The organism is Streptomyces hamibioticus, assembly GCF_047946815.1.
In the GTDB taxonomy this organism is placed as follows: Bacteria; Actinomycetota; Actinomycetes; order Streptomycetales; family Streptomycetaceae; genus Streptomyces.
In genome coordinates this window covers 3,928,556-3,942,013 of record NZ_JBKKQY010000001.1, presented here as the reverse complement: position 1 = coordinate 3,942,013, position 13,458 = coordinate 3,928,556, and the positions used below count along the sequence as shown (strand labels likewise).

Below are 13,458 nucleotides of genomic sequence, written 5' to 3'. Positions count from 1 at the left end.
GGGCGCACGGGGCACACGGGACCCATGGAGCGCAGGGGGCACAGAGGGAGGTGCAAACACACCGACGGCCGGAACCCTTATGGATTCCGGCCGTCGGCCTTCAGTAGCGGGGACAGGATTTGAACCTGCGACCTCTGGGTTATGAGCCCAGCGAGCTACCGAGCTGCTCCACCCCGCGTCGTTGTGTCACCAGTGTACGCCATGTGCGGGACGCGAAGCACACGGGTTGTGCGTGACCCGTCCCACTCCTTCCCGCGCCCTTCTCACCGCCCTCCCGCGCCCTCCCGCTCCCTGCTCATTCCCCCGGGTTGTCCGCGTGGGTCAGGGTCTCCCAGGAGACGAACAGGTCGTCGGTGCCGGCCGGCCGCATCTTCGCGGCGAGTTCGTGCGCGGTGGGGACGGAGAGGCCGAGCCGGTTCTCCAGGTGGTTGAGGGCGACCTCCAGGTCGGGCCCCAGGTTCCGCTCGGTCCTGCCGCCGCACAGCCACTTCGGCGCCGACCCGGCCAGCTGGTGGCGGGCGTGCAGGTCGAGGGCGGCCTTCAGCCGCTCCTCGGCCTCGCCGTACAGGTCGACGCCCTGGTGCCAGGCGGTCTCGGCGATGTGCGCGGTGGCGGCGATCGAGTAGCCGACGTGCGCGAAGTTCCGGCAGGTCTCCTGGGTGACGCCGTCCTTGTACTCCGTCTGCTCGAACCAGTACGACGCCAGCCGCTTCGGGGTGTCGATGGAGCTGCCGGCCGGAGTCAGCGGCAGCCTGCCGTCCTTCTCCAGGTAGAAGTAGGCGGGCACCCGGTCCCGGAAGCGCTCGAGGGCGTCGTTGAAGGCCTTGTGGTCGTCGAGGAACACGGCGGCGGAGATCGCGCCGTCGGTCATGATCAGGTCCCAGTTGCCGTTGAAGTCGGGGACCTTCTCCGTCAGCACGGACAGGTGGGCGGTGCGCAGCATCTCCTCGAAGCGCCGTACCCGGTCGGCCGGCCAGCCCGCGCCCGGCGTGTACCGCACGATCTCGGCGGCCCGGGCCCAGGTCGACGCGGTCCACCCGGCCTGGAGCCCGGCGTTGTCCCCGGTGTGCTCCCTCAGCTTCGCCGACCAGGCGTCCATGATCTGCCGGGCCTTGGCCGCGTGCTGTTCCTTGCCGTTGACGGCGAACAGCAGGGCCTGGGTGTAGGCGGCGATGGCGTCCTCACGCTCCTCCTCGCAGCCGCGGCCGGCCTTCTTCCCGGCGGGGCAGAAGACGGTCTCGAAGGGCCGGGCCCGGTGCTTGTACGACCCGTAGTCGCTGTCCCGCATGCTCAGATACGCCGTGAGCCACGGCTCCCGGCCGGCGGTGGCGTTCTCGCGTACGGTGTCCAGCTGGGCCCGGCTGACGAGCACGCCGGGGTGGGCGAACTCGGCGTCGGCGGGCAGCGCCCGCACCATCGACCGGCTGCCCGGTTCCTGACCGCACGCGGCGAGCAGCCCCGCGGCGAGGAACCCGGCGACCAGGGCCGTCGCCCGCCTGCCCACTGACCTCATCGCCACCTCCGCGTCGGCCTCCGGGACGGTCACTGGCAGCGTGCCCGGGCCGTGGGCGGGCCGCAGGTCGGATTGGGCCGATCGGCCGCCGCTCCGGTCGCCCCCGGAGGTGAGGGCCGGTCGGCCCGGAAGGTGGAGGCCGGTCGGCCCGGGAGAGGGCCCTCGGTCAGCCCGGGAGACGGCGGTCGGTCTGCCCGGGAAACGGCGGTCGGTCGATCCAGGAACCAGCGGTCAGGCCCCAAGAGACGACGGCAGGACGGCCCGGGAGACGGCAGCCGGTCGATCCAGGAAGCAGCGGTCGGCCACCCCAGGAGACGACGGTCGGCCAGCCCACGGCACAACGGTCGGCCACCCCAGAAAACAACGGTCGGCCAGCCCACGGCACAGCGGTCGGTCAGTCCAGGAGGTGGCGGTTGGGGGCCTTGGCCCGCTCGGCGTACTGCTCCAGGACGACCACGTCCGCGCCGCCCGCCGCCAGCAGCCCGCTGCCGTCGGCGCCGGCCACGAAGGTGTCCGGCTCCCGCCACGCGGTCACGACGCGCCGCACGCCCGCGTCGAGGATCAGCCGGGCGCAGGGCGCGGGACGGGAGGCACGGCGGGCGCAGGGTTCCAGGCTGCTGTACACCGTGGCGGCCGCGAGCCTCGGGTCCTGAGGGTCGACCTTGGCGAGGGCCGCCTCCTCCGCGTGCACGACGGGGTCACCGCCCTCCCGTGAGTGCCCGCGCGCGAGTTCCGTCCCGTCCGCGGCGACCACCGCCGCCCCCACGCTGAACGCGGTCCGGGACGGCGGGCACAGCTCCGCCAGTTCGCAGGCGAGCGCCAGCCAGTGCCGGTCGGCGGCGGTCACGGCGCTGCCCGTGCCGGGGGCGGTGGGCTCGTAGCGCATGAGCACGACGTCCTCGATCCGCCGCGCCTCCACCAGGCGCAGCCGCCCGCGCTGGTAACCGCCGGGGCCGAAGAGGCGGGGCGCGTCCGGGTCGCCGACGAGCATGGGCGCGAGGACGAGCTGGAGTTCGTCGGCGAGGCCCTGGAGCAGCAGCTGGGTGTGGACGGTGCCGCCGCCCTCGACCATCAGCCGCCGTACGCCCCGTCCGTCGTGCAGGTACTCCAGTACGGCCCGCCACTCCACCTCGGCACCCAGCGCCACAACGTCGGCCGCGAGCCCCAGCGCCCGGGCCCGCTCGGCACCCCGGTCGGTGGTGAGGACGACCTTGTCGCCGCCGGTGTGCCAGAAGTTCGCCGTCGGGTCCAGCTCGCCCGTGCCGCTGACGGTCACCTTCAGCGGGTACTCCGGCCGGCCCGCGGCGACCCGGGCGGCCCGTCGCCCGGGCGAGTTGACCAGCAGCCGCGGGTTGTCGGCGCGGATGGTGCCGGCGCCGATCAGGATGGCGTCCACGGAGGCCCGTACCTCGTCGACCCGGTCGAAGTCGGCCGGGCCGGACAGCAGCAGCCGCTCGGGGCCGGTGTCGTCCAGGTAGCCGTCGAGGGAGACGGCCGCGGACAGCAGGACGTGGGGGAGGGGCATCGGCGGGCTCCGGGACGCGAGCGGACGGTATGGGTGGACGGTGGGGCGACCTAGGTATCTGTGAGCCGGACGAATTGCACTGGTTCCGCCAGGACCCGGCCGGCGTTCCGCACATCGGCGGTGCGCGCGGCGAGTGTCGCCACCGCGAGCCGGTGCGGTAGCGCTTCGCCGAACTTCAGGCCCCGCACGGCCCGCTCGTCGACCTCGGGCAGGCACAGTCCCGGGGTCACTTCTCTGACAGCGGTTCGCCAGCTCTCGGGAGTGACGTCGTCGCGGAGCCGGATGGACCGGTCGTCGGCCCGCCGGTGCGGTATGACGACGGACGGCAAGGATGCGGCGAGGGTGGCGTTGGCTCGCTGACCGGCCCACGTCCACCAGCGGACGTCGCCGTCGGAGTGCCGGGCGATGAGGGTGCCGCCGGGGTGGGCGGTGTGCAGGTGCCGGGCGCGGACCTCGGTGAGCTGTGCGGTCGCGCGAGGCGTCAGACGGACCGGCGGGTCCTGGCCGAGCAGCACGTCACGCGCGCCGCGGGCGAGTTCGAAAGACCGGACGCGTGCGGCGGCGAAGCCGCTCCAGCGGGCGCGTCCGCCTTCGTCGGCCGGTTCGACGAAACAGCGTTTCCGGCTCCAGTCGATGTAGGTCACCAGCCAGCTGCGCCCGGCGAGCAGCAGCTTGCGCGGGCCTTCGATGTGCTCGGTGAGCAGGTCCGGATCGGTGCGGCCGATCTCGCTGCGGCCGTTGTACACGGTGAACTCGGGCGGAGCGGTGAACATCGCCGTGAGGTTCATGAAGTGGCGGTAACCGTAGCGGCGTTCTGCCTCGGGGCCGATGAAGAGCAGGCCGCCGTCCTCTTCCAGGTATCCCTGTTCCACGAGGTGGCGCACGACGGGAGCCGCACCGGGGCCGAAGGGACCCATGCCGTTCCACCACTCCTGCCACAGGTTCTCGCCGACACGCCGTTCCTGCAGGCACAGCCCCAGCAGTTGCTGGGCGACCAGGTGGCGGGGCTCCGGTGGTGCGACGACCGGTTCGACCCAGCCGCGGGACCACTGGAGCAGGAGCGCAGCGGCGGAGAGCAGCCCTTCGCCGTCGAGGGCGAGGAAGAGGCAGTTACGCCCGGTGCCGGGGCGCCGACCGGTTCGGCCAAGGCGTTGCAGGAAGGAGGCGACGGTGGAGGGGGCGTCGATCTGGATGACACGGTCGAGGTCGCCCACGTCGATACCGAGTTCGAGAGTGCTGGTGGAGACGATCACACAGTCGCGTCCTTCGGCGAAGGCGGCCTCCGCACGCCGGCGCTCGTCCACGGAGAGCGACGCGTGGGACAGGAAGGTGGTGATGCCCTTGGCCCGCAGGCGCTCGCCGAGTTCCTCGACCGTTCGGCGGCTCTCACAGAAGACGAGGCGCTTCTCGCCTCGGTGCAGGGCGGCGATGACCGTCGCGGCGTTGGCCACAGAACCGACGTAGTCCAGTTCGACGTCGCCGGGAGGCGGCGCGGCGGACGGCGAGGACCCGGCCGTCGCACCGCCGCCGGACGGCTCGGCGAGGTGAGGGGCCACGACCCGGGCAGGGCGCCGCTGCTCTCCCGAGCCCTGGAGCCATGCCAGCAGCTGGTGCGGGTTGCCGATTGTGGCCGACAGCCCGACCCGTTGCAGCGACCGTCCCACGACACGACTCAACCGCTCCAGGACCGCCAGCAGGTGCCAGCCACGGTCGTCGCCCCCGAAGGCGTGGACCTCGTCGACCACGACGGCGCGCAGACCGGAGAAGAAGGCATAGTGGTCCACCTTCGTGCTCACCAGCATCGACTCCAGGGACTCCGGCGTGGTGAGGAGGACGTCGGGTCGCTGGGCGAGGATTCGGCGCCGACGTGGTGTGGTGACGTCGCCGTGCCACAGTTCGGCGGTGCGGCCCAGCCATTCCGTGTAGGTGCGGAGCCGTGGGTGCAGGTTGTTGAGCAAGGCCTTGAGCGGGCAGACGTAGAGCACGCTGGTGCCCTTCCAGCCGTGCCGGTTCATGCGGGTGAGGAGGGGGAAGACGGCTGCTTCGGTCTTGCCTCCGGCCGTGGGGGCGAGCAGAAGCGCGTCCTCGCCGCTCAGGAGCGGTTCGGTCGCCGCCTCTTGCAGGGGACGCAGAGAGCGCCAGCCCAGGGAGTTGACGATGTGGTGGCCGAGGACCGGGTCGAGAAGGTCGAAGACGTCCGCGGCTCCCTCCTCGCCGCATGCACTCTGACCGGCGCCGGTTGTGTTCATGAGGTGTCCAGGTCCAGTGGGATGTCCCCGGCGCTGGTGGCCGCGCTCCGTTCGGTCTCCGTCAGCTCGGCGGTGTTCACGGTGAGGGCGTAGTGGGCCCGCGGGTCGAAGTCGGCGAACTCGTCCACCCGGTCGAGGATGTCGGCGACGAGCTTGCGCAGGTACAGCCGGGGCGCGATGCCGGCCTTGCCGCCCAGCGTCCCGGTGACCGCGCGCGCCAGCTCGTCGAGGTAGGGATCACCGACCCGTTCGGTGAGTCGGTCGGGATGGCGGGCGGCGCCCGCGTACAGATCGCGCACCTTGCGGCCCAGTTCGCCGAGCGACGTCAGATCGAAGCCGGGCAGCCGCAGCTGCACGGCGCGCGGGGAGTCGAACCGCGGATCGGTGGTGAAGTCGGTGGCGAGTCGCTGGGCGAGCGGCGCCAGCCGCTGCACGCCCTGTCGGCCGTCGTAGAAGGCAGGGGTTCCGGTGATGACGAGGAACAGCCCGGGGAAGCGTCCGGCGTCGATCTCGTCGAGGAGCTGGCGCAGCGCGTTGAGGGACTTCTCCCGCACGTCGCTGCGCACCCGCTGGAGCGTCTCGACTTCATCGAGGACGAGAAGCAGCCCGGGGTGCCCGCAGTCCCGTAGAACGGTGAGCAGGCCCTGGAGGAAGCCGAGGGCGGCGAAGTGGTCGAGGTCGCCTCGCACACCGGCGGCCCGCTTTGCGGACGCCGCCACGGACCGCTGCCCGCCGAGCCAGGCGATCAGCGCCTCGGCGGCTGCGCCGTCCCCTGCTGCCACGGCTCGCCGGTAGCCGCGCAGGGCTGCGGAGAAGGCGGGCGTGGTGCGGGCGACGTCGGCGAGCCGGCGCTCCAGGAGTTCGTCGACCGCCTCGGCCAGTGCGGCCTCGTCCTCCTCGGCGATGTCCCCGCCGGCGAGGACCTCCTCCTCGAGCGCGTAGAACCAGGAGTCCACCACCGCCCGAAGGGCGGACGGCGGGTGGGTGGCCGTGGTGAGGCGTTCGACGAGTCTGCGGTAGACGGTCTCCAGCCGGTGCAGCGGAGTCTCGGTCTCGGAGATCTGCACCTCGCTCACGGCCAGGCCGTGCCGTTTGGCCCGTTCGGCGAGCCAGCGCGCGAAGAAGGTCTTGCCGGAGCCGTACTCGCCGCGCAGGGCGTGGAAGGCCGAGCCGCCGCGGGTCACGGTGGCCAGGTCGTCGTCGAGGGCGGCCGTGAAGCGTTCCAGGCCGACGGCGAACAGGCCCAGGCCCGCCTGTGGCACGGTGCCTCGCCGCAGGGCGTCGATCACGTCGCGTCGGCGGGCGAGACTGATGTCGGTTCCTGCCACGTGCGTGCCTGTCATGTCCTGTCTCCGAGGAACTGCTGGGCGAGCAGCGCCTTGTCGAGCTGGACGGTGCGCCCGGACTCGACGAGCTGGAGTACGGGGTAGCCGTCGATGTTGAGAAGGCGTTCCAGCACGGTGGCGAAGCGCTCGGGGTTGCGCTGCGATTTCCCGGTGGCCGCCTGCGCCGCCGCCGCCACTGCACCGGGCGACAGCTTTCCGCCCGCCTCGAGCAGCGCGTCGAGTACGGCGGCGACCGCCTTGTCGGCCGGGGCGAGACGTACGAACTCGCGTTGCGCCTTGTACGGGGCCGACTGCACGGTCCGTTCTCCGGGGGTGCCCTGTCCGGGCACCATGAAGATGCCCTCGCTCTGCGGCTCACGCTTGGCCCGACGGGTCCGGCCTGCCGCGGGCTCCGCGTCGATCACCGGTTCGGTGGGCGCGTCCTCGTCCCTGCCGTGCCACCAGCCGGGGGCGGTACGCTCGATCGGCAGCAGGGTCCATCCGGCGGGGATCTGGTCCGCGGACGGTACGAGGGTGATCACGGGGACGGTGACCTCGGCCAGGGAGGCGCCGCCGTGGTATCCGGCCTGCCGGGCTGTGTAGCGCAGGTCCTCGCGCCACGGCAGCACCGCTCGGCCGCCGGGGGTCCGTACCCGTGGTCCGGCCACCGCGATCTCGCCGTCGCCCGGGGTGCCGGTGCGCCACCGGGCGCCTTGTGCTCCGTCGGCCACGGACGGCTGCTGTCCGCGCGCGGTGCGGTCGAGGACGTGGCCGTGATCGGACACGAGCACGACGGGCCTGCCGTAGTCGCGTGCGGCGTTGAGCAGGTCGGGCAGTCTGGCGATGTCGCTCAGCGACCACCGGCCACGGGCGCCTTCCCGGCCGTCGGCCAGCGCGTCGTCGATGGTGTTGACGATGACCGCGACGATGTCGTCGGTGGCCAGCGCCTGGAGCAGTTCGGGGGCGAGCCGGTGGCCGGGAGGTCCCTCGAAGCCGCCCTTGTGGAAGAGGTGTGCGCCCCGGTGACGCTTCTTCCAGAAGGCGACGAACCCCGCCCGCTCCCTGTCCTGCCCGCCCTCGGCGGGGTGGCCGCACAGCAGCGAGGCACGGCTGGTGCGGGTGACCGATGGCAGCATCGACACCGCGGCCTGCCGGGCCGCCAGGCTGCCCTCACGGGGCTTGGGCACCACTTCTGTCCATACCCGCCGGTCCAGCTCACCGGCGAGTTGGACGGCGATGTCGGCGCTCATGCCGTCGAGAACCAGGATCAGCGGCCTGCCTCCGTCGCGGGCGAGCGGCGCCGCCGCCTCGGCGAGGACGTCTTCGATGAGCAGGGCACCGCCGGGTGCCTGCTGGCAGGCGTTCTCCGTCCACCGGACGAGCCGGTTCGCGAACGCCTCGTCGAGCCGGGCGCGGCGGGCGCGTACGGCCGCTATCAGCCGCTGGTAGGCGTCCGCTACGGCGGGGTCCAACGAGGTCTCTCCCTCGGCCAGTACCCCGACGGCCAGGTCTGCCCAGCCGGAGGAGCCAAGGTGAGAACGTACGCCGTGAGCCACAGACTCCACTGCCGGCAGCGGTGCCTGCATCCACCGCACGAGCCGGACTGCGGTTCGCGCGGTCTCGGTGGACTCGGCGTACAGGCCGCTGAGCTGGTGCTCCGTCAGTTCGCGCAGCGCTCTTTCAGCGGGTGCCGCGGGCCCGTTCAGGGTGGTTGCGAGTCGCCGCAGCCGTGCCTGGTAGCCGGACGGGAGCAGCCGGTCCGCGCCGATCAGTGGGCTGAGCCGGGCATCGGCGGCGAGCCGGTCGGCGCGGTCGAGGACGTCCAGAACGCGGTCCCTGGCCTCGGTGCGCTGCGGTCCGCTGCCTTCGGCCTGGGCGATCCACCGGCTGAGGACTCCGGTGGCGGCGTTGGCGAAGGGCTGCAGCGCATCGAAGGAACTCAGTGCCGAGCCGAACAGGGTGCCGAGGGCGAAGCCTGCCGCCTCGGCCGACGTCGACGACAGTGCGGCGGAGGCGAGCGCCCCCAGGGGGAGAGCGTCCGAGCCTCGTCCGTCGGCGGCGAGGGCCAGGAGGGTGGGGGCGGCGAAGCCGACGGTCTGGGCGAGCCAGGCGCCGATCCCGTCGCGTTCGGCGGGGGGCAGAGCGGCGAAGCGTGCCGGTCCGGCCGGATTTCGGGACCAGGTGAACAGGGTGTCGGCGTCGAGGTCGAGGGTGTCGGCGCTGGTGTCACCGAGTCCGAGCCGTGCGGCGATCAGTGCCCGCACCGCCCGGTCGCGGGTGAGGAGGGCACCGGCACGCGGCCAGCCGTCGACCGGTTCGGCCTCCAGCAGGGCGTCGAGGAGCCAGCGTTCGCCGGCCATACGGGTGTCCAGGTCGGCGGCGCCGAAGAGCTGCTTGACGATGTCGGCGCGATCCACGGCCAGCGGGTGGTGACGCAGGGCATGCGCCCTGAGGTCCCAGCCGAGCTGGTCGGCCGGGACCTGTCCGGTGACGACGAAGACGTCGGTGCCGTCCGCCTTGGCCTCGGCGCGGTGGCGTCGCCAGGCGTCGGTGATGCCGAGCACGGAGTCCTGGTCGCTCACCCGGACCCAGTGGGTCCGGCCGTCGATGCGCACGGCGAACTCGGTCTCCTGGCCGCGCGCCTCGTAGACGGCGTCGACCAGCATCAGCCGCCGGTTTCCGGCGCCCGGCAGCTCGGCTTGCAGCAGGACCTCGATCGCACGCCGTCCGACGACCGGTCGCGTAGTCGTCAACGCCTGCCTCCGGCATCGCCGCCGCTCTCCTCGACGGCCCCCGGGCTGCCGTCGGCCTCCCGCCAGATGATCTCCACCTCGGTGTCCGGGTGACCGGCGCGGAACTCCTCGATCTCCCGGCGCACGGCTGCCAGCTCGGTCATCAGGTTCTCCAGGCCGCTGCTCCCGGCGCCGATGACCCGGCGGACGCCGCGGGCGGACGGTACGGCGCGGGCACCCCCCGTCCTGTCGGGCGCGGAAACGTCCGGTTCCCCGGCGGCGGGGCGCGGGAGGACGGGCTGCGAGGGCACGTCCGGGTCTCCGTGGTCGGTCAGGGACACCTGGGCAGGCCCCGGGACGGGCGGCTCGGGGGGCAGCGGGACGGCCCGCTCCACCTTCAGCGCCGCGTCGACGACGGCCATCGCCGTCTCCCGAACGCCGCTCAGCACCGGTACCAGCGACCGCTCGAACTCGGAGGCACGCCCGGTCTCGGCAAGCTGGGCGAGGAGCCGGCTCGCGCGGTCGCCGACGCTGTCGTCCCGGCCGGTCAGCTCGCGGACGCTCTTGAGCAGCCGCCAGTCGGTGGCGTCCAGGACCGCCAGGACCTGCTCGGCGCTCTCCATGGCGTGCGCCAGTTCCCGGGCGGGCGTCTCGTAGGAGAGGCCGGCGAGTTCCTCGACCAGTGCGGTGGCGTCGGTGGCGTGCCGGCCGAGCCGGGCCAGCAGCCCGGCGGCTTCCCGCAGGACCTTCGTGCGCGGGGCCGGATCGCTGCCGTCGAGTCCGAGCAGTGCCGCGTGCCGGTCCAGGGTGGCGCGGACGGCCGCGACGTCGTCCTCCAGTTTCCCGGCCTTGCTGCGCACGTCGTCCGCGAGCTTGTTGACGTGGCGCGCGTACGGGTTCGGTTTGGAGGGGATACCGAAGAGGCGTGCGGCCTGGTCCCGGGCCGTCTCGTACACGTCCTTGTCGGGCAGCGGCTGAGCGCGCAGGGACCAGCCGGGGCCGATGGCCGTCAGGTCGGGCGCCGCGCTCTCCGGCTGTCCGTAACGCTCCCAGGCGCGGTCGTCGAGCAGGGCGTACACGGCGATGACCAGGTTTTCGATCTGCCGGTCGAGTCCTTGGTAGCCCAGGTCTTCGGCGATCCAGCGGCGGATGTTCTCGACGCCCAGCAGCTCCCGTTCGCCGTGCTTGGCGGCGGCCTGGTTGATCCGGGTCCGCCAGTCGGCGCGCAGCACCAGCGGTCCGTCGTGGACGGTGCCGATCTCCAGGGGTTCCACGATGCGCTTGACCGTGGCGAGGTCCTGCTTGCTGTCGATCTCTGCCCGGCCTTCCTCGTCCATGGCCCGGGTGATCCACTCCAGGGTGGTGCGCAGTTCGCCCACGGTGACGGCCTTGCGCTGGCCGCTGCGCGGGTCGGGTCCGAAGTCGGGGTGCTTGTCGTACAGCGCGGAGAACACGCCGTCGGCGAGGTGCTGCACGTTGTCGGCGAACGTCTTGCCGCCCTCGGGTTCGGGCCGCTGGAACGCGGGCAGCAACGAGAGCACGTGCCGCCCGCCGACCACCTCGGCGCCCTTGGTGCCCTCCCGGGGCTGGGCGATGCCGTACACCTCACCCAGGGAGTCCACGAGGGTGCGGGTGAGGTTGTCCCGGCCCATCTCCAGCTGCCGCCGGATCTTGGCGCGGTCGTCGGGCGCGTAGTTGCGGGTGAACTCGTCGAGCCGGTTGCGCTCCAGCAGGAAGGAGATCCGCATCAGCCGGCCGAGCTGGGCCTTGCGCTGCTCGGAGAAGAAGTCTGCGAGCCATACGAGGGTGGGTTCCTCGACGCCGTTCTGCTGGAGTTCCTTGACCCGCTGGTAGTCGTACGACAGGGACCGGTCGTCATCCTCGTCGAACGGGTAGTCGACGACGAAGCGGATGCTGCCGTCGGTGGCGGGGCTGAACTGTTCGTCGGACAGCTTCCGGGAGTCGCAGACGTTCCCGAAGACGAACTCCACGGTCCGCTTGGTGCCGCGCCAGACGATGTCCTTCTGGTCGACGATCTCGTCCTGCTTGCCGCGCCGGACACCGAACAGCTCCCACAACCGGTCGCGCACCCACACCCGGCGCACGCCGTCCTTGTCCTCGCCGACCACGGCGCCGAGCAGGGGCTCGATGTCCAGGTCGGACAGGTGCAGCGAGAAGACGGGGTCGGTGTCGCCCTCGGTGCGCACCTCGGTGATGAACTCGCCCTGCAGCGCCGCCATCCGCTCGACGACCTTGTCGCCGACCGGCACGGTCCGCGAGTGCACGGACCCGTGGTTGAGGGCGGCCAGCCGCCCTCCGGTGAGCCTGCGCAGCGCGGGCACCTCCGGGGCCAGGGCGGCGAGCAGCAGCGTCTTGACGAAGCGGTCGTCGGCGAGGAAGTCGGGGTGATCCGCGCGGCCGTACTTCTTCAGCAGGTGCTGGCGCGCCTTGGCGTGGAACTTCTTCGCGGCCTCCGCCTCGTGCGCGAGCTGGTCGGTGAAGGCGGCCCCGGTCTCGTCGACGAGGACGTCCCACAGGTCGCCGAGGGGAATGAGCCTCCCGAGCGGGGCGTCGGCGTTCCGCTCCAGCAGCTGCTGGACGAGTTTCAGACCGCTGCGCTCGCGCTGGAGCGCGCCGGAGAGGGCGACGAGGACGTTCAGCAGGGCGGGCGAGAGCGGGTAGACGGCACGGAAGTCCTCCCAGTCGGCGTTCGTGACGCCCTTGTCGTCCAGCAGGACGTCCTTGACCTGCTGGTTCGACTTGTCGACGCCCCGGAAGGCAGCCTCCAGGACCTCCTCCTGGCCCGGCTTCGGCTTGAGCACCCGCTCCTTGATGATCTCCGGGAGGTTGCGGTCCTCCAGGTTGATGACGGTGAAGCGCTCCTTGAGGTATTCCAGCGCCTGCTCCATGTTCTGCACGTCGGAGCCGAGGATGTCCTTGCCGACGAGCTGGGACAGGTCGCGCTGGCGGGAGATGAAGGAGATGATCGGCACCGGCCGGTCGGGGTTGTCCGACTCGATCAGCTTGACGAGCTTCTGGATCTCCTCGTTGACCCAGGTCCGCTCCCGCATCCGCGCCTGCAGCCAGAGGATCAGTTCGTCGAGGAAGAGCACCACGCCGTCGTACCCGAGCCTGCGGGCGTGCTTGCTGATCTCGCTGAGGCCGTCGTCGAGGGACAGGAACCCGTCCGCGCCGCCGGCGTACGACTTCATGTGCCCGTTGACGAGGGCGGACACCAGCCGCTCACGGCCCGGGTCGCCGGCGGGCGCGGCGAAGGCGGCCTTGAGATCCTCCGCCGTCCACGGCGCGGCGGCGGCTCCGGCGCCGATGGGCGCGAGGACGCCTCCGGCACCGGCCCCGATGGGGGCGAGGCCGTCCCCGGCCGCCGGGGCGGTGACGGCGGTGGCCAGGAGCCGGATGAACGCCTCGTCGCCGATGGACTTCCACAGGGTGCGGGCGTCGGCGAGCAGCGCGTCCGACTTGTACACGGTCGGTACGGGCTCGTCGGGGCGGAGCGCCCGGACGGTCTTGACGTAGCCGCCGAGCAGGGCGGACTCCAGGTTGGCCGCACCGATCAGGTGGTAGGGCACCATGAGGAACTTCCGGCCGCCGAGCCACTCGCGGTGTTCCGCGACGACCTCGCGCAGGCGGGGCTTGGCCTGGACGGACGGCTCGCCGTTCAGCACGGCGTGCAGCACGGTCAGGAAGTGGCTCTTACCGGAACCGAACGATCCGTGCAGGTAGGCGGCGTAGGAGCTGCTCTTCCGCACGGCGCCGCGGACCAGCCGCAGTGCCTTGTCGAACTCCTTGGCCAGCTGCTCGGTGACGACATAGTCCGCCACGGAGCCGGCCGAGGCGTCGCCGAACCCCCGAGACAGTTCGATCTTGAAGTCGCCGGCGTGGGCGTCCTCCTTGATGTCGAGAACGTCCCTCAGTACGACATTTCCGCCGCCCCTGGCCATCAGCCGCCCCTGCTTCCCACAACGTCCCGCCCGGCCGCCACCCGGCCGGCTGCCCGGCGCGGCCCGGCGGTCACCCGGGCCCCGCACACACGCCCTCCATCCTGCCAGCTCGGCGGGGCGGCGGAGGCGGGTGTGCGCGAGGAGCGGTGCGG

At 72.2% G+C, this 13,458-nt stretch carries 6 protein-coding genes and 1 tRNA gene; all 7 read right to left on the bottom strand.

Annotated elements, in window-relative coordinates; all coding sequences use genetic code 11:
• Window positions 1–104 precede the first annotated feature (104 nt).
• A tRNA-Met gene (locus tag ACLGIH_RS17755) sits at window positions 105–178 on the bottom strand.
• Window positions 179–295: 117 nt separating this feature from the next.
• On the bottom strand, window positions 296–1,417 hold the full coding sequence (locus ACLGIH_RS17750) for an alginate lyase family protein (RefSeq protein ID WP_416529411.1): 1,122 nt from the start codon (window positions 1,415–1,417) through the stop codon (window positions 296–298).
• Window positions 1,418–1,907: 490 nt separating this feature from the next.
• A complete protein-coding gene (locus ACLGIH_RS17745; RefSeq protein WP_416526216.1) occupies window positions 1,908–3,038 on the bottom strand; it encodes a dihydrofolate reductase family protein in 1,131 nt (376 codons plus the stop codon).
• A 50-nt stretch (window positions 3,039–3,088) separates the two neighbouring features.
• Window positions 3,089–5,287: a DEAD/DEAH box helicase gene (locus ACLGIH_RS17740; protein WP_416526215.1), complete on the bottom strand. Its 2,199-nt coding sequence runs from the start codon at window positions 5,285–5,287 to the stop codon at window positions 3,089–3,091.
• Window positions 5,284–6,630 carry a BREX system ATP-binding protein BrxD gene (brxD, locus tag ACLGIH_RS17735; protein WP_416526214.1) on the bottom strand — a complete coding sequence of 449 codons (1,347 nt, stop codon included), beginning with the start codon at window positions 6,628–6,630 and terminating at the stop codon, window positions 5,284–5,286. Before brxD ends, ACLGIH_RS17740 begins: the two co-directional genes overlap by 4 nt.
• Window positions 6,627–9,365, bottom strand: coding sequence for a BREX-2 system phosphatase PglZ (pglZ, locus tag ACLGIH_RS17730; protein ID WP_416526213.1), 2,739 nt, complete (start codon window positions 9,363–9,365; stop codon window positions 6,627–6,629). The genes brxD and pglZ overlap by 4 nt, the downstream gene beginning before the upstream one ends.
• Window positions 9,362–13,306 carry a BREX-2 system ATPase PglY family protein gene (locus ACLGIH_RS17725; RefSeq protein ID WP_416526212.1) on the bottom strand — a complete coding sequence of 1,315 codons (3,945 nt, stop codon included), beginning with the start codon at window positions 13,304–13,306 and terminating at the stop codon, window positions 9,362–9,364. Before ACLGIH_RS17725 ends, pglZ begins: the two co-directional genes overlap by 4 nt.
• Window positions 13,307–13,458: the final 152 nt, after the last annotated feature.